At 44.5% G+C, this 16,884-nt stretch carries 12 protein-coding genes and 1 tRNA gene; 3 read left to right on the top strand and 10 right to left on the bottom strand.

Translation table 11 applies throughout. From position 1 onward, the window contains the following. The first annotated feature begins 4 nt into the window (after nt 1-4). A complete protein-coding gene (locus MD536_RS03635; RefSeq protein ID WP_239595902.1) occupies nt 5-2,275 on the top strand; it encodes a patatin-like phospholipase family protein in 2,271 nt (756 codons plus the stop codon). On the opposite strand, the gene MD536_RS03630 is transcribed toward MD536_RS03635, so the two are convergent. From MD536_RS03630 to MD536_RS03600, 7 genes are read right to left on the bottom strand one after another with little or no spacing between them, the layout of a single operon-like run. After that, a complete protein-coding gene (locus tag MD536_RS03630) occupies nt 2,272-3,333 on the bottom strand; it encodes a formimidoylglutamase (protein ID WP_239595900.1) in 1,062 nt (353 codons plus the stop codon). The two genes, MD536_RS03635 and MD536_RS03630, sit on opposite strands and share 4 nt — an antisense overlap. 12 nt (nt 3,334-3,345) lie before the next feature. Beyond that, a complete protein-coding gene (locus tag MD536_RS03625; RefSeq protein WP_239595899.1) occupies nt 3,346-4,578 on the bottom strand; it encodes a cation:proton antiporter domain-containing protein in 1,233 nt (410 codons plus the stop codon). Between the two features lie 27 nt (nt 4,579-4,605). Beyond that, nucleotides 4,606-5,841: an imidazolonepropionase gene (gene hutI / locus MD536_RS03620; protein ID WP_239595895.1), complete on the bottom strand. Its 1,236-nt coding sequence runs from the start codon at nt 5,839-5,841 to the stop codon at nt 4,606-4,608. Nucleotide 5,842: 1 nt separating this feature from the next. After that, nucleotides 5,843-7,219: a UDP-N-acetylmuramate--L-alanine ligase gene (locus MD536_RS03615; RefSeq protein WP_239595893.1), complete on the bottom strand. Its 1,377-nt coding sequence runs from the start codon at nt 7,217-7,219 to the stop codon at nt 5,843-5,845. Further along, nucleotides 7,216-8,877 (bottom strand): urocanate hydratase, encoded by a 1,662-nt coding sequence (hutU, locus tag MD536_RS03610; protein ID WP_239595891.1) that lies wholly within the window; start codon nt 8,875-8,877, stop codon nt 7,216-7,218. The genes MD536_RS03615 and hutU overlap by 4 nt, the downstream gene beginning before the upstream one ends. Nucleotides 8,878-8,888: 11 nt before the next feature. Continuing rightward, nucleotides 8,889-10,451 (bottom strand): histidine ammonia-lyase, encoded by a 1,563-nt coding sequence (hutH, locus tag MD536_RS03605; protein ID WP_239595890.1) that lies wholly within the window; start codon nt 10,449-10,451, stop codon nt 8,889-8,891. Beyond that, nucleotides 10,448-10,930 (bottom strand): MarR family winged helix-turn-helix transcriptional regulator, encoded by a 483-nt coding sequence (locus MD536_RS03600; protein WP_239595889.1) that lies wholly within the window; start codon nt 10,928-10,930, stop codon nt 10,448-10,450. The genes hutH and MD536_RS03600 overlap by 4 nt, the downstream gene beginning before the upstream one ends. Nucleotides 10,931-11,021: 91 nt before the next feature. On the opposite strand from MD536_RS03600, the gene MD536_RS03595 reads away from it, so the two are divergent. Further along, a tRNA-Arg gene (locus MD536_RS03595) sits at nt 11,022-11,095 on the top strand. A gap of 45 nt (nt 11,096-11,140) precedes the next feature. On the opposite strand, the gene MD536_RS03590 is transcribed toward MD536_RS03595, so the two are convergent. Then, nucleotides 11,141-12,874: a hypothetical protein gene (locus tag MD536_RS03590; RefSeq protein WP_239595887.1), complete on the bottom strand. Its 1,734-nt coding sequence runs from the start codon at nt 12,872-12,874 to the stop codon at nt 11,141-11,143. A 234-nt stretch (nt 12,875-13,108) separates the two neighbouring features. Here MD536_RS03590 and MD536_RS03585 point away from each other — a divergent pair, with 234 nt between their 5' ends. Further along, on the top strand, nt 13,109-13,645 hold the full coding sequence (locus MD536_RS03585) for a CAP domain-containing protein (protein WP_239595885.1): 537 nt from the start codon (nt 13,109-13,111) through the stop codon (nt 13,643-13,645). Here MD536_RS03585 and MD536_RS03580 read toward each other — a convergent pair whose 3' ends face one another. Continuing rightward, nucleotides 13,646-15,769 (bottom strand): GDSL-type esterase/lipase family protein, encoded by a 2,124-nt coding sequence (locus MD536_RS03580; protein ID WP_239595884.1) that lies wholly within the window; start codon nt 15,767-15,769, stop codon nt 13,646-13,648. A 6-nt stretch (nt 15,770-15,775) separates the two neighbouring features. Continuing rightward, nucleotides 15,776-16,822 carry a glycoside hydrolase family protein gene (locus MD536_RS03575; protein WP_239595881.1) on the bottom strand — a complete coding sequence of 349 codons (1,047 nt, stop codon included), beginning with the start codon at nt 16,820-16,822 and terminating at the stop codon, nt 15,776-15,778. Between the last annotated feature and the right edge of the window lie 62 nt (nt 16,823-16,884).

Raw genomic sequence — 16,884 nt, 5'->3', positions numbered from 1 at the left:
GTGTATGAAACCATGGTGGATCTTCGGGATTATCCTTCATCTCCTATTTACTCCTTACTATAACCTGCAGGCTCAAACAGGCAAGCAGCGACCAAAAATCGGGCTCACACTCAGTGGCGGTGGAGCAAAAGGACTGGCGCATATTGGTATTCTTAAAGCAATAGATTCAGCAGGCTTACAGATTGATTATGTAACCGGCACTTCAATGGGAGCCATTGTGGGAAGTTTGTATGCTATCGGATATTCCGGTGATTCCATCTTACAAATTGCCCGCAACATGGATTGGAATGTGTTGCTCAGCAACCGCTCCTCTCTGCAGGCTTTTATCATGGAAGAAAAAAATGAGTATGGACGGTACGCGCTGGAACTACCCATGGAAAATGGCAGGTTCCGTATTCCATCCGGTGTATTGGAAGCGGAAGAACTCTGGCTAAAATTCAATGAACTCTACAATCCGGTTTATGGGGTCAAAGATTTCAACCAGTTTAAGCGCCCCTTTAAATGTATCGCAACGGATCTGGAAACTGGAGATGCGGTTGTGCTTGATCGGGGCGATCTGATATCTGCCGTTCGTTCCAGCATGGCCATTCCTTCCGTATTTACTTCAGTAGAACTAGGAGGTAAAAAGCTGGTGGATGGCGGACTGATCCGCAATTTCCCGGTTAGTGATGTGCGGAATATGGGTGCGGAAATCGTAATCGGTAGCAGCGTAAGCAGTGGACTGTTATCAGCAGAAAAAATCACTTCCCCCGTTCAGATCCTGATGCAGATTGCCTTCTTTAAAGAAGCAAATCTGAGTAAGCAGGAAGTGGCCTTGACAGATTATTATATTGAACACCCGGTATCCAACTATACAGCAGGGAGCTTTAACTCGAGCGACAGTATCCTTGCCATAGGTTTGCTGATGGGAGACCTGCATTATCCCTATTTTAAAAAACTGGCTGATAGCCTGAATGCAATTTATGGTCCGCCTGCAAAAGTGGAATTCCCTCTGGTACGAGAAAAAGTCACCATCCGTCACATAATCAACGATAGCCTGCGCTATATTACTAAACCCTTTTTACGAAGGATGCTGGGACTGAAAGAAGGTTCTGCATATACGGTGAAAGAAATGGAAGATGCCATCAGGCAGGCATATGGGACCCGCTACTTCAATCGCCTGTATTACCAACTGGAACCTGTTGAAGGAGAAGAAGGTGTAGCGGATATGCATTTAATTGCGGAAGAAAATGCTCCTGTTACTGCGAAACTGGCTGTTCATTTCAACACCTTAAGCGATATGAGCCTGATCGTGAACCTGAGTTTTCGCGATTACCTGGGCAAACAAAGCCGAACCTCGATCGGGGCTGCTATTTCGGAAAATTTCCGTTTTCGGGCTGAACACAGCCAGGTATTTGGCACACCTAAAGTGCCATTGGCCTGGATATCGGAGTATTACTTTGAGCGACAGGAATTTCCCACCTACAACAATTATAAAGCAAGCGGGCTTGGTAGAGAGTTGAGTACTTCGATTGATACCCGCCTACAACTTGCCTATAAAAGAAGACAGTCATATGCCCTCGGAATTCATTGGGAAAGAGCCTCCTTTAAACCACTGACAGAAGCCCTGCAAACGGTTGAAGGCAGAATTCGTTATTTGCAAGGGTATCTCCGATATGAATACAATTCACACGACCGGCTTTTTCTTCCAAGGAGAGGCACCTATACCCTTTTTGAGCCTTCCATTATTTTTGCACAACAACCCAATGCTATTTTTTATGTGGCAGGTGAGCCAATACTTAATATTGATTCCATCGGTTTGTCTTTCGGAAGTTTTGCCCGACTCCGTTTCCAGGTTCAAAAAGTAATACCGATTCGCAAAAGATCGTATTTAACACTGCAAGGTGAAGCAGCGGGCAATTTCAATGCTTCGCAATTTTTATTCCACGACTTCCTGGTGGGTGGAATGAAACCCATTATGCGCAACCAGGTAAGTTTTGCCGGTATTCAGGACGCCGCTCTTACTACCAACAGTTTGATAAAAGGGGCTGCCAACTGGCGTTACCAGATTACGGGCGCGGTTTATACCGCTCTAACCTTCAACCTGATGTACACCAGTTTTCTGAAACAACCTATTGAGGCACAAACGAACCGCCTGTTAAGCGGTTATGCTTTTACGTTAGGGATAGATTCACCGATTGGTCCACTTGAGTTCAGCCTTATGTATGGTGATCAGTCGCGGTTTATACGTAACTACGTAAATCTGGGTTTCAGGTTCTCCCGGCAAATGTTCTAGATTGCTTTCAGGTCCAGCCTTGCTTTTATAAAATCTGAAACCAGGTAGGCGATTAATTGTCCAATGGTATCATTTTTTCTTCCATCGCTCAATTGGGCAGCGCCCTCGCAGATGTGAAGATAGGCCGGTTTAAGATCCTGTGCCGTAAACTGAATGTATTTCCTGGCTTGCAATACGGTAATACCAGAGGCAGAGCAGGCACTGGAAAGTGTTTCTTCAATTACATCGAGGTCGAGTTCAATGCCGCAATAATTTTCGTCCAGGAAGTTGGTTGCATGCGCCACTGCCTGCAAGAAATTTCGTTTTTCCTGCAGGAAAATATCTTCGTATGTAATCAGATCAAGGAAAGGATTGTTGACAAAATCCAACCATACATTCTGTTGTATATAAGCTTCTTTTACTCCAATCACGCAGTATTTCTGTAGATAGCCATCTTCCTCTGCATAACGAAAACCGTTGCCGGAATGACGGCCTTCAGCGGGACGAAAATCGGTATGTGCATCCAGGTTGATGGCATTGATCTGGGCAAGCGGAAGGCGACCAGATTTCAGCAGGCCTTTGGCTGCTCCTTTGATCAGCGGGTAAGCATTGTTGTGACCACCCCCTATTGCAATCGGGATTTTTCCGGCTGCAGTGATTTGTTTAGCAAGTTGCTCCACTTCCTCATCAATCTGGTTTACGGCATGCCGGTATGCTTCAATTTTTTCTTCTTCTGAACGGGCATGATTTTCTATGAGGTATTGAAGATCACCAAAATCAAAATGTCCCAACAGAAGAATCTCTTCCCCCGATAGAAAATCATTACTCTGCATATTCAGCAGACTGCTGAGAAAAGGAAGCCAGGCGGAATCCGTTCCACCTTTGCCATAATTAGCCTTTACACCAATATCTTCCGGTATGCCGAACAGAATATAATTCGCCTGGCATTTATGTAATTTTTCTTCAAACTGATCGGGATGCGTTATTACCTGCAAACGTTCCCCCAATTTGGTTTCAAATCTTCGAAGGCGAGTCAGATATAGGATATCTTCCTTGTTATAAAATTTAAAATGATTCATATGGCAGCATGGTTAAAAAATGTCAGTTCGATCTGAAAAAGCCGGTTCTTCCACCAATTCTGATGGTTTTTTCTTGTAAAACAGCATACCCAGGGTCATAATCGCTCCAGTAACCAGAATAATAAAAAAAAGTATCCCTTCATTGAAATTGGCAAGTTTCATTTCCTGGGGAATCTTATAAAATAGTACAATTGTTATGAGTCCACGCGGAATGAAAAAAACTTCCGGGAATACATTGGTCTTGAGAAAAAAGCGGAAATACAGAAAGCGGACGGCAAAGAGACTAAGAACGATTACCCCTCCTACCTGCATTACTTCGTTCTGCAGCATCATATTGAAGTCAATGGAAAAACCAAACAGGATGAAAAAGAAAGTACGTATTAAAAAGGAGGACTCAGCCGTAATGGAATGAAGTAACTGGTTTAAATTATTCACCTGTTCCTGAGGAAACTGTTGCTGGATCCAGGGAACTGATTTAAACAGGTGCCAGTTGTTGATCATAAGACCAAATGCAAGGATAATTATCAGCGAAGGCAGGTGCAACATTTTCCCCCCCGCGTAGATCAATACTAAAAGTGAGAAAACCAGGAAAAATTTTATGGACAGTTTGGTGCGGGTCATAATGAACAAAAGCAGGATGGATACCAGTCCGGATAAGAGAATACTAAGCAGCAGGTTCCCTGAGAAAACACCAATTGATTTTAGGGAAAAGATCTCCGGAGATGCGAAATAATTGAACAACATGATACCCAGGATATCCGAAAAGGAGGCTTCATATACGAGGAAATCCTTTTTTTCTTCTGTCAGGGCATGCAGGCTGGGTAACACAATGGAACTGCTGATAATAGATAACGGTATTGCATATACGATACAGTTCAAAAGAGGTTGTTGAAGGTATTCGTATAATATATAACTTATAAGTGAGGTAGATAAGAGAAGTATAATCAAAGCCGAAAGAAAAGAATCGCGAATTAGTTTGATTCGCGAGGATTTAAGTTCCAGATCCAGACCTGCTTCAAGTACGATCATGATAAGTCCCACCACTCCCAAAGATTCCACTACCAGAAGAGGTACATTTAATTCATATTCATAGGCCTCTGCAATCAGTCGGATACCCATACCAGCCAACAATAATAAAAGTACAGATGGTACTCTTATATAGCGGCTACCTATTGAAAAAAGGTATGATACCACAACCACACAACACAGAACGATCAATAATAATTCGGATTGAATGGATTCCATATTGTAATATACAGAATGGAGATGGTATTATTTTATCGGGCTGCCTTTCAGATAAACCTGGTCGATGCAGGATTCACCAAAAGCATAGGGCAAATATGCAAGGGAAGGTATGGTTCGGGTGAGCAACAGATTCGCCCATTTTCCAGGGTAAATTGAGCCGGCTTGCTTTTCCATTTGCATGGCAAATGCGCCATTGATGGTAGTTGCCTGCAATGCTTCTTCGGGCAACATGCGAAGCTGGATACAGGCCATTGAGAAAACCTGCTGCATATTGAAGGAAGGTGATGAGCCCGGGTTATAATCTGAGGCAAGGGCTAGGGCTGCACCGGCATTCAGCAATTCACGCGCCGGAGGATAGGGCATCCGGAGAAAATAGGCTGCACCGGGCAGAAGGGTACCAATCGTTGAAGAAGCAGCCAAAGCTGTTATCGCTTCTTCATCCATTGATTCCAGATGATCCACTGACAGGGCTCCTACTTGGATACCTGCCTGTACCCCTCCTGAAACGTTTAACTGGTTGGCATGTATCTTGGGAATAAGTCCGATGCTTTTACCTGCTTCGCAAATCCGGATGGTTTCTTCCGGTGTGAAAAATCCTTTCTCACAGAAAACATCCACATAATCTGCCAGCTTTTCCTCACGGATCACTGGCAATATATCGTTAATGAGTAACCGGATATAAGCTTCACGATCCTCTTTGAACTCCGGAGGAATTGCATGAGCTCCAAGAAAAGTCGCTTTTATTGGCAGGCGGTGATGAACTTTCAATTGTTTGATGACCCGAAGCATTTTTAATTCAGCATCTACCGTTAACCCATATCCGCTTTTAATTTCAATTGCCCCTGTTCCGGCTGCTGCGATTTTATCCAGTTTTATCATCGACTCCCGAAACAGCTGTTCTTCCGGCATGGCTGCCAACTTGCCTGCGGATGCATGAATTCCGCCACCTTTTGCGGCTATCTCAGCATAGGTTTTTCCATTGATTTTATCTACAAATTCAGCTTCCCGGCTACCGGCAAACACCAGGTGCGTATGCGAATCACAAAACGAAGGCAGGATAAACCGATTGGAGCAATTAAGTATCCGATCCGCTGCCGGAGGTGCCTGCTCTACTTCCTTACCGTAACTATGAATGTATTCGTCTTCAATAAGCAACCAGGCATTTTCAAGGGATGGAAGCATGGCAAGTTCATCACCCCGTAGCGGCGCTTCCGGTTGACCAATGCCCACTAATGACTTGATATGACGAAACAGTATTCGCATTTTATAATTCATTCCAAACCTGCTGAGCAAAATATTCGAGACTGGGATCACGAGCGCCCATTAACAACAGAACCGTATTTTCGGTTAAGTGTGACCGTACAGTATGCACAAAATCATTTCTGTTTTCCACAAAAAAAGCTGCTTTACCCAGTTGCCGGATATCATTGATTAGGTCATTCGCTGTAATATCTTTGGTAGCAGTTCCTCCAGCATAAAAGATCTCACTCATCCAAATCTCATCCTGTGGACGCAGTGCTTCTGCAATTTCTTTTACAAAATCTGCACGCAGAAAACGAGTGGGGCCATACCCATGAGGCTGGAACCAGGCTACGACTTTATCCGCAAGTGGTTGGCAGGATCGGATACTTGCCGCACATTTAGCAGGGTTATGTGCATAATCGTCCATCAGCCACACGCCGTTTTTTTGTCCCAATACCTGGTTACGCCTGTAAATTCCTTCATATTGTTCCAGTGCTTCCGCAGCTTTTGTCAGGTCCACACCAACATGTGCTGCAACCGTAGCAGCAGCCAGTGCATTCTCCATATTGTGTCTTCCAACCAACTTTAATTGAAAGGGAGTATTGTTGATTGTGAAGGATATGCTGAGTCCCTCCTGTTTGAAATCACGTGCCATGTAGCCGGCAGTCCGCTCAGCATCCCAACTGAAATCCAGGCTGAGATCCTTTGATAAGGGAGCAGCCAATGGGTGCGACTGATTCACTACAAACAACTCACTGTTACGTTTAAACGTAGCAAAGATGTCCAGCAGGGATTCAATTTCTTTATGGTCTTTGTCTACGTTTAAGAGCAGCCCTATGGATGGATAATATTGCACAATGGAGCCATCACTTTCATCCGCTTCGATTACCAGCCAATCGCCTTTACCGACTTTTGCATTCCCGATCTTTCCTTCCCGTATGATGCTAACCAGGCCGGCGCCACTTATGATACTAGGTTCGAGACCCGCATATTGCAGGATATCAAACAACATGGCACTGGTTGTCGACTTACCGGAAGTGCCACCAACGGCAATGGTTTTTTTACTTTTTGCGATTATTGCCAGTAATTCACTGCGACGAATAATCGGAATATCCAGTGATTTTGCCTTGATCACTTCAGCAACGGTGTCCTCTACTGCTGTGGAAACCACCACCAGGTCAGTGGTAGGAAGAATTCCGGAGCCATCCTGTTCAAAACAGAGAATGCCTTCGGCTTCCAGACGGGTGCGGGTTTCATTGTTTTCACCGGGTTTGAAATACCGATCGGAACCCGCTACTTCTTTACCTATACCCTTTAGGTATTGCGCGATGGCACTCATGCCTGTACCGGCTACACCTATAAAAAAGACACGTTGAAAATCATTAATGGTCTGAATCATTTCGAGGATTTGGAAGGCGTGAAGATAGCAAGCTTTTCTTTCAGGTCGAGCCGGTGCTTTCGGGCCACATCTTTGGCGATATCATAACCCGCATCGGCATGCCGGATGACACCAATGCCTGGATCATTCCGTAATACACGGGCCAGTCTTCGCTCAGCAGCATCCGTACCATCCGCCACAATTACCATACCCGCATGGATGCTATACCCCATCCCTACTCCACCACCATGGTGCAGGCTGACCCAGGAAGCTCCACCTGCGGTATTCAGGAGCGCATTCAGAATCGGCCAATCGGCCACTGCATCGGAGCCATCCAGCATGGCTTCGGTTTCACGATTGGGGCTTGCTACCGAACCGGTATCAAGGTGATCACGACCAATCACGATCGGAGCTTTTACTTTTCCGGTTCTAACTAATTCATTGAAAGCAAGTCCGGCTTTCTCCCTTTCTCCCTGTCCCAGCCAGCAAATGCGTGCCGGAAGTCCCTGAAAAGCGATTCGTTCTTTGGCCAGTTTCAACCAGCGCTGTAATGATTCGTTTTCCGGGAACATATCCGCTATAACCTGGTCGGTTACTGCAATATCAGCCGGATCTCCACTTAGTGCAGCCCAGCGGAATGGTCCTTTTCCTTCACAGAAAAGGGGCCTGATATAGGCAGGAACAAATCCCGGGAAATCAAATGCATTTTCCAGCCCATCTTCTTTTGCCCTGGCACGGATATTATTGCCATAGTCAAAGGTGATGGCACCATGTTTTTGTAAATCCAGCATATAAGCCACATGCTGGTGCATGCTGGCATAGGATAACTTCAGGTAGGCATCGGGGTTGGATTGACGAAGCTGATTGGCTTCGGCCAATGAAATAGTATGCGGAATATAACCAATCAATGGATCATGCGCCGAAGTTTGATCTGTCAACGTATCTGGCACTACATTACGTTCAAGTAATCTTGCAAGAAGATCAACAGCATTGGCATGAACACCAATGGAAAGGGCTTCTCCTTTTGCCTTTGCTTCCAGGGCCCGGTCGATGGCTGCATCCAGGTCCTTTATTTTATAATCCAGATAACGGGTCTCCAGGCGCTTATCTATCCGCCATTCTTCCACTTCTGCAATCAGAGCCACACCTTCATTCATAGTAATAGCGAGCGGTTGTGCACCTCCCATACCACCTAATCCGGCGGTAACGTTAAGGGTTCCTTTCAAACTCCCTCCAAAATGTTTGGCTGCCACCGCGGCATAGGTTTCATAAGTGCCCTGAACGATCCCCTGTGAACCGATATAAATCCAGGAACCCGCCGTCATCTGGCCATACATCATGAGGCCCTTTTTTTCAAGTTCATCAAAATGTTCCCAGGTGGCCCAGTTAGGTACCAGTTGGGAGTTGGATATCAATACCCGGGAAGCATCTTCATGCGTTTGCAGGATCGCAACCGGCTTGCCGCTCTGGATTAGCAGAGATTCATCGTTTTCCAGGTGTTCCAGTGCTTTGATGATAAGGTCCAGTGCTTCCTGGTTACGGGCTGCTTTGCCACGGCCTCCATAAACAATCAGCTCTTCAGGGCGTTCGGCAACATCCGGATGCAGGTTATTGAGTAACATCAGCAGGGCGGCTTCCTGGAGCCAGCCTTTACAACGTTTTGGAGCAGCTATAGACATAATGGAACGTTTTAAATGTTGAAAGATGGGAAACCTTCGGTCATTGATACACCCCTGCTTTCTGCAAACCGATGAACTTCTTTTACAAACGACTGATTCCGGATCAGTTCATTTATACGTTGAATATCGCGGGCGAAAATCCGGTCTTCTGAGGCAAAACTTACATACTCACGTACATAATCATGCGCAAACTCCAGAACCGGACTGCTTTTCAGCGGCCTGCGGAATTCTATTGCCTGGCAGGCACTCATGAGTTCAATGGACAGAATCGTTTCCAGGTTATCGATCACCTGGTTGAGCTTGCGACCGCTGATGCTACCCATGCTCACATGGTCTTCCTGTCCCAGTGAAGTGGGAATACTGTCGGCACTGGCCGGAAAACAGAGGGTTTTGTTTTCCGTAACAAGGGCGGCAGTGGTGTATTGAGGAATCATAAAGCCGCTGTTCAGTCCCACGTTGTTCATCAACAACATAGGTAAACCCCATTTCCCTTCCAGCAACAGATAACACCTGCGATCTGACATATTACCAATTTCCGCAGCAGCAAAGCAGTTGTAATCCAGGGGAAGTGCAAGCGGTTGTCCGTGGAAATTACCACCACTGATGGTATGGTTGGCATCCAGCACGATGGGGTTATCCGTTACGGCATTCAGTTCAATTTCCGTCAATTCTTTCAGGTGCAGCCAGGCATTGCGGGAGGCTCCATGCACCTGGGGCATACAACGCAGGGAATAAGGATCCTGCACCCGACCGCAATCAATATGGCTATCCATAATGTCAGAATCCTTTAACAACAAGCGTAGGCGATGCGCTACATACTGATTTCCTGCAAAGGGCCTCAACTTATGAAGGGCTGCTTCAAAAGGTGCTTTTGTACCGGTAAGTGATTCAAGACTCATGGCACCAATAATATCAGCGGCATCGAGGCTGTTTTGAAATCGTTCTACTGCTTTTACAGCATGGGCCAGAATAAACTGGGTGCCATTAATTAGTGCCAGACCTTCTTTTGGTCCCAGCTGAACCGGTTCCAGGTTATATTCAATCAGCACATCCGCAGCAGTTCGGCGTTTACCCCTCACAGTTAGTTCACCCAATCCGATAAGCGGCAGGCAAAGATGGGATAAGGGGGCAAGGTCGCCACTGGCACCAACGCTACCTTTTTCCGGTACAATGGGAATAATATCGTTATCAATCATCCAGCAGAGTCGTTCCAGGGTTGGTAGCTGCACACCGGAAAAACCTTTAGCCAGGGCATGTACTTTGGTGATCAGCATGAGTTTGGCAATTTCCGGAGCGATGGGATTGCCTACCCCCACACTGTGACTTTGTAAAATTTTATACTGCAGGGTGCGGGTGTCTTCTTCTGAAATGGACGTATTGGCCAGGATGCCGAAACCTGTATTAACCCCATACACAGTGCGCCCCTCCTGAACGATTTGATTAACAGCGGCTGCGCTGGCCTGAATTTTCTGCATGGATTCCGGTCCCAGGTACCCCTGTATCTGTCCGTTGGCAATCCCCATAGCGATAGCAATGGTCAGGTGGTCGACTCCATATTGAAAGCGTTTATTCATGCCAGATGTTTTTCGATTCGGTTAAAAATAGATTGCTCCCGGAGGGCTGTTTCAGTTTGTGAAATAGCCTCCATGAGGTGGGCAGTATACTCAGCTTGCTGCAACAGTTCTTCCATCGCAGTTTGCAGGGCCGTCCATACGGGTTCCACCTGCTTCAGCAGTTTTTGCCCTTTGGGTGTGAAACTCACCACTTTTTTCCGGCCATCTTCTTTGTCGGCATTGGTTTTAATAAGTCCCTTTTCCTGTAGTTTACTGATCAGTTGGCTGGCAGCAGAGTGAGACACTTCCAGCTCTTCGGAAATATCGCGGATAGTGAGACTTTCCTTTTGCGATAGCATATAAAATACCGGAAACCACGCAGCATCGAAGTGGATCTGGTGTTTTTTATACACTGCATTCACATCAGCGAGGAATGATTCACTGATCCGTCGCAAACGGCTGCCAAAGAAGAGTACACCGGTTTGTTGATAGAAGCTCAAGCGATCGTAGTTTAAATTTATATAAGCGCTTATACAAATATAGAACATTTTTTTTCCTGAAAACCGCTTTCCATTATCTTTGCGCCCCGAGGGACCGGTAGCTCAGCTGGATAGAGCAACTGCCTTCTAAGCAGTAGGTCATTGGTTCGAATCCAATCCGGTTCACAAAATCTATTTAACAAGAAACCCGCTTTTCAGCGGGTTTCTTGCTTATTTTGAGGTAATTTTTCCAATTGCGATTTTTGTTTTGCCAATCATCCGATCTGTCTTTCCTACCATATAGAGGTTTTTGCCAATAATCGTCCCTTTTCTGGGCATGGCTGTGGGTTGATTATCATTAGAAAATAATAAATTTCGTTTCATCGTACCAGTAGCAATATCCAGTTTTACCAAATAGCAATCTGACTTGGCATATTTTGTTATTTTACTTACCGATTGATTAGCATTTGTCACATTTGCATTTTGATGATGATCATTAAAGTATAAAAGGATTTGATCGTTTTTTTGCGTTGCCATAAAGCCTGCATAATAGGGGCGGCCATCAGGAAAAAAGAAATTAGAAAAATAGACACTTAAACCAGGACCACCACCAGAGGAAATCTGGGATTCACTAATATATTCTTTTTGTGCTTTTGGCAAAACCTGTAACCAGCTAATCTGGTTCGCAGAATCTAATTTGCATGCAACTACTTCTCCACATTCGTACAAATGAATTACGGTGTTGGTTCTTTGTGATGGGGTGGTAGAGGTACCGCTATAATAATGCGAGCTTTCATAAATAGTAAACCGATAGTTTTCAGCCATGATCACCAATCCTTTATCCTGAGTATAAAATATATCCCTGAATTTCATAAATGAAGAAAATCCTTCCTCATCATTCTCCAATTTTGCCATTCGCTCCCTTTCTTTTCGTTCTGCTTTGCTTTCATCCTCATCAACCTCTTCATTCTCACCTGATTCTTTCATTACCATAGAATGATTTATTTCTTTCTCAGCAGAACTGATTACATTTCCAGAAAGCGGATCTATTCGCTGGACCAATAAGCCATTTGTTTTCCCTTTCTTTTCCTTGCTATAGAAGCTGGCAAGCAGTAGTTCATCATTTTTCCCAAGCATCAGCTTCGTGGAAGCTATCCATTTGCCATTTATATTAGTATTGATTTCCCCGGTCTGTTTTCCTTTTTCGTCATACAATCGGATATTGTAATTGACAAAATCAAGAAACTTTGATTTTTTCTTTTTTCCTGTCTCGAATGTAAATACCCTTCCTACCAATATAATTCGTTTATCCTTCGTATACATTACATCTTCCAGCTGATAGGTTTTGGATTCAAATTCATTTGAAATAGTGGCAACTTTTGAGCTAGGTTTCATTTTAGCGTCAAATTCCTGAATCTGAAACGTATTCTTTTCCTTTCCGGTAGAGGTACTGATTAAAATAAGTTTTGAACTATCTGCATTTGGAAACAATCTGAATTTAATCTGGTCTTTTTTGTCTGCTTTGGGGAGAGAAGCCAATGTTTTCCAGGCACCCATCATATGTCCGGATTTTTTATTGATTTCTCCAATATGAATAATTAATTCCTGGAGACCACGATTGTATTCCGATGCAATAATCCACAGTTTATCCTGAATTGGTAAAAAATTTTCAAAATTCTTTCCCTTTAGCTCCTGATTAAAATCAGATCTGTAAACCTCCTGTAAGCGGTGATCCAGTTTCACCAGTGTAGCCGATTCCCGCACAGTATATCCAACAACAAAATAAGTACCCATTGTAATGTGCTCTTCCTCTACATATACACCTGTTTCATCACTAAATAAAACATTAATATCACCAGACCCTTTCTTTAATTTAAATTCTTCGCCCCAGGTTACCTGCTGTTTTTGAGAATAAGAGTAACTACCTAAAATCAAAAAAGAAAAAAAGAACAATACCCGGATCATTTAATATATTTTTTGATCCAAACGAACTTCATGCTCCTTAATTGCTTATCTTTTATTAAAAACAAATAAACTAAAGAAATCACCCTTGTACATTCACTAAATACCCAAATAATTCAATCAATCACTAGGATATAGTATTAATAAAATTCCCAATTATCGAAATTTTAGCATGTTTATACAGCACAGGCATACTAATTGTAAGTGATAAACCGATTAAGTATCAAGCTGTCCACTATGAAAAAGCTATTGGTTATTGCTTCTTTATTTGCATTGGTCGCCTGCCAGAAAGAATCGGAGCCACCAACAGATAATACCACGGATGAATCAATGTCCACTCCAGGCACATCCACCGGCAGCACTTCCATCGTTTATAATGTAAATAAAAACACGATGCTGCAATTGATAAATGATGTTCGCAGCAAGGGATGCAATTGCGGCAGTACCGTTATGCCCCCCGTTGGAAAACTGGAATGGAATGATAAGTTGGCAAAAGCTGGCTACCTGCATTCGGTGGATATGAATTCAAAAAACTATTTCTCCCACACCAGCCAGGATGGCCGTAGCCCTGGCGACCGTATAACCGCCCAGGGTTTTAACTGGAGTGCTTACGGCGAAAACATCGCACGCGGACAATCCAATGAAGCAGCTGTCATGAATAGCTGGCTCAACAGTGAAGGTCATTGTAAAAACATTATGAATGGACGGTTTAAGTATGTGGGTGCCGGTATGCAGAATAAATACTGGACCCAGGTATTTGGTACATTACGTTAATTAGTTGCCGTTGCTTAATTCTTCCTGAATCACAGGAAATAGCGCTTTAGCCCATTGAGCATAACCGCCTTCCACCAAATGAACTCCATCCCTGGAATAAAACCGCGTATCCAGTTCTCCTGTACTGGTAAAGAAAATTTGATGTAGCGGCAGATAGCGAATCCCCTCCATAGGTTGGTTTTCCAGCAGGAGATGAATGCTTTCATATTGCTGTCGCCTGAACTCATTTTTTTCCATTCCTGCCGGCAAAGGCCCGATCAGGATCAACCGGGTATTGGGTAAGTTGGTCTGAATCCAGTTGTAGCAGGCTTTAATACCAGCAACAATTTCTTCCGGACTGTCATCGGGCATATTATTTACCCCAATAGTCAGTACAATCAACTTTGGATTGGCTTGAATAAATCCACTGTTCTGCAAACGCCACAAGATATGCTGGGTCCGGTCTCCGCTGATTCCTGCAGACATCCAACGATAACGGGTAAACAGAGAATCAAAAGCAGGTCTACCAGGCTTATGGGTCACATTCGGGCGATTGCCTCCAATTCCCTGGGTTATGGAATTGCCAAGCAATACAATATCTGCGCCTGCTCCAGCTTTCAGCATAGAATCAATATCCTCGTGTTGCTTCCACCAATCAGTTCCCTCTTTCCATCCGGCAGCAGAACGGAACTCACTGCCAGGCGCAGATAGGGAAGCAAAATTGATTTTATTCCCCGTGGCCCGAAGAATAAAATTTAATATGGGAGTTGGGTTTGGCAAGCTATGAGGATGATGCCTGATGCCCGGTTTTCGAATTACGGAAATATGCCCTCCCGCAGCCCGAATCCGTTCTTCAAATGGTGCCGTATTTTCATCTAGTGGCACAAGCTCGTCTTGCTCGCCAACCACATGAATCAAAGGAATTCGTAAGGACGCAATCTGTTCCGCCCTATCCAGTGGCGATTGGGCAAACTTTCGGGCATTGGTTTCCGTTAGATTATACGCTTTCTTGAAAAGCTCCCAATCCGATTTGTTCCCGGGTCCTTTTCCCAAACCTCCGGGCCAGCTTTTCAGATCGAGTACTGGCGCATCCGCATAAATACAGGCCACTTTTTCCTGGTTCTGTAATGCCCAATTGTAGGCATAAACGCCTCCCCTGCTCATCGCTTCCAGCACTGCTTTGGGAGCCATTCCCATTTTTTGCAGGGCGGTATAAAAATCATTCCAGATGCTGATCGCTCTGGCATTTCCAAATAATTCAGCCACATCACAATAAACGATATGAAATCCTCTTTCCAGCAGTGCCCGGTCAAGTTGGGGTTCATGCCCCCAAAACCGTGCTCTCCAGACCCAGGGTCGACCGATAGCAGTTTTCTTAGGCACCACTACATGGATGTTTCTGCCTTTAAACACCCCGTTCAACTGGCTGTAGCCATAGAAATTCGAGGGAGTTGCAGTAAGAAAAGAGAATTGCTTCCAATCCGGAGTTTCCTCTTCTTTGAATTTCACCACCTCATACAATCGTTTCGCCAGTACCGTTGCCCCTAATGAATTCGGATGAATTTTGTCCGGTAGTAAGTTGGGCTGATCGATGAACAACTGATAAAAATCAACCAGCTCAACGCCCGATTCCAAAGCTACCTGTTGAATTCCCGGATGTATTTGCTGTACAATCACCGGATCATAAATACCCATACTATCCGAAGAAAAGGAAGGCAGGGGAAGCAGCAATACTATTCGTGGATGCGATGCTAAATCCTGGTATTGTTTAATCAGTGCGTGCAGGTCTTTATTAAGTTCTTTTAAAAAAGGCCGGTTGACCGACTTACTGTCATTTGTTCCCAATTTGATGAAAACAATATCCGGTTGAAACTCCAGTGATTGCTGAATTTGCGCACTTGACCAATACGGTTTATTGCCATTTTTTAACAGGGTAGTTCCACCCAGGCCAAAATTCCGGACAATATAGTCTGCACCAAGCATGGATTGGAGCTGAGCTGGATAACTATTTTTCTCCCTGTTCACGACTCCGGAACCGTAGGTTATACTATTACCAACGCAGGCAATTCGTATGGGTGTAGCGTATCCTGCTATTACAAAAAGATATCCCGCCAGAATACAGCTCAGGTATTTAAGTATTGACATGTTTGCCTACAATTTTAACGGTTTTGAAGTGGCCAGTGCGATCACTCGCCCCTCCTTCCCAACTGCATTGTAAAAATGATACACTGTTCCCTTCCAGTTAATCACCATGGGTTTGTGAGCATAGGTTTCATCGTAAGGTTCCGAAGACTCCACCAGGCTGCCACCTTCCCATTCGGTCCAATTCTTTAGGTCATAGGAACTGGCAAAACGTTCAAATGCGCCAGGCCTGTCGGGCCAGAATGCACCAAAATAAAATAGTACGTATAGGTTTCCCATCTTACTCAATTGTGCATCTCCACAGATACTTCCCTTTATTTTTTTTGTGATGATTGGATCCTTTCCTAATCGGGTCCAGCTTTTCAAATCTTTAGAACCCGCCATGGCTATACTTTCATAGTTTGCGGTATCGCCTGCTGCATTGTAAAACATCAGAAAGGGATAACCCCGGAGCTGTTCAGGATCTTCAATAATCGTGGATTTAAATATTGTTCCATTATCATACCAACGGGCATCTTTATCCGAAGCTGCCAATACAGGCTCTTCCAGCCTTGTCCATTCGATTGGATCAGTTGGATTTTTCGCATAGGCGATACCGGTACCTAACCGCCCAGCTTCATAACCTTTCTCCGATCCTCCGAGATAAGACATCCAATAATTTCCTTTATAGGACTGAGGAGAATAGGTTCCGTCCCAATTAATATCCAGCAAACCCAGGTAACCCGCCTTCTGCTGGGCATCCCAACCAGCATCTGTAAACGAAAGTAATCGTCCCCTGGTGGACCACTTGAGAAGATCCGGGCTTTCAGCCAGCCAGGTTTCATAGCCTCTCCCATCAAATACGATATAGGTCATAAACCACTTGCCCTCCCATTGAAAGATAGTTGGACTGTCAATCATTTTTGTAGTATCCGGATGTCTGAATACCACCCCGTATTTATACGGGGTCTTAATTTTCTCATAAACCGAATCCATGGTAGCTGCTTCCACCTTAACAGGCTTTGGAGAATGGCAGGAGACCAGAAAAAACAAAACACCGGTTATAAGCAGTCGCATAGATCTTTTTCAGTTTATCATTAAATTATGTAAATTCCAATTACTCTGATTCGTGCATTCTT

The sequence above is a fragment of the Flavihumibacter cheonanensis genome (genome assembly GCF_022352215.1).
Lineage (GTDB): Bacteria > Bacteroidota > Bacteroidia > Chitinophagales > Chitinophagaceae > Flavihumibacter > Flavihumibacter cheonanensis.
The sequence above is the reverse complement of the archived record's forward strand: the minus strand, read 5'-3'. Positions and strand labels throughout refer to the sequence as shown.

Excerpts from the sequence above, each read along its gene's own strand:
- MD536_RS03625 (WP_239595899.1), bottom strand. The coding sequence starts at position 4,578 with ATGGAATCCATTCAATCCGAATTATTATTGATCGTTCTGTGTTGTGTG.
- MD536_RS03630 (WP_239595900.1), bottom strand. The coding sequence starts at position 3,333 with ATGAATCATTTTAAATTTTATAACAAGGAAGATATCCTATATCTGACT.
- hutH (WP_239595890.1), bottom strand. The coding sequence starts at position 10,451 with ATGAATAAACGCTTTCAATATGGAGTCGACCACCTGACCATTGCTATC.
- hutI (WP_239595895.1), bottom strand. The coding sequence starts at position 5,841 with ATGCGAATACTGTTTCGTCATATCAAGTCATTAGTGGGCATTGGTCAA.
- MD536_RS03580 (WP_239595884.1), bottom strand. The coding sequence starts at position 15,769 with ATGTCAATACTTAAATACCTGAGCTGTATTCTGGCGGGATATCTTTTT.
- MD536_RS03590 (WP_239595887.1), bottom strand. The coding sequence starts at position 12,874 with ATGATCCGGGTATTGTTCTTTTTTTCTTTTTTGATTTTAGGTAGTTAC.
- MD536_RS03615 (WP_239595893.1), bottom strand. The coding sequence starts at position 7,219 with ATGATTCAGACCATTAATGATTTTCAACGTGTCTTTTTTATAGGTGTA.
- hutU (WP_239595891.1), bottom strand. The coding sequence starts at position 8,877 with ATGTCTATAGCTGCTCCAAAACGTTGTAAAGGCTGGCTCCAGGAAGCC.
- MD536_RS03635 (WP_239595902.1), top strand. The coding sequence starts at position 5 with ATGAAACCATGGTGGATCTTCGGGATTATCCTTCATCTCCTATTTACT.
- MD536_RS03575 (WP_239595881.1), bottom strand. The coding sequence starts at position 16,822 with ATGCGACTGCTTATAACCGGTGTTTTGTTTTTTCTGGTCTCCTGCCAT.
- MD536_RS03585 (WP_239595885.1), top strand. The coding sequence starts at position 13,109 with ATGAAAAAGCTATTGGTTATTGCTTCTTTATTTGCATTGGTCGCCTGC.